At 67.8% G+C, this 255-nt stretch carries 1 protein-coding gene; it reads right to left on the minus strand.

Translation table 11 applies throughout. The features are described 5' to 3' along the window. A partial coding sequence (locus B4920_RS27035; protein ID WP_216820098.1) for an SNF2-related protein occupies positions 1–229 on the minus strand: 229 nt, incomplete at its 3' end. Between the last annotated feature and the right edge of the window lie 26 nt (positions 230–255).

The raw sequence follows: 255 nt of genomic DNA on the forward strand, positions 1-255 counted from the left end.
ACGTCATGGACTGGAACTCCTCGGCATCCAGGCGGGCGAGCGTGTACGAAGTGATGACAATCTGCGCATCGCCGACCGCCGCGCGCAGGCTCTCACCCGACTTGGAACTCGTCCGCTCGATCGTGGCCAGCTTCAGTCCCGGGCAGAACTTGGCGGCTTCGCCCCTCCAGGCGCCCATCACGGACGTGGGCGCGATGACGAGCACGGGGGCGGTCAGCTCGCCGCTCACTCGCAGGTGCTCGACGAGGCTCAGGG

It is taken from the genome of Zoogloea sp. LCSB751 (assembly GCF_002028455.1).
GTDB lineage: Bacteria > Pseudomonadota > Gammaproteobacteria > Burkholderiales > Rhodocyclaceae > Zoogloea.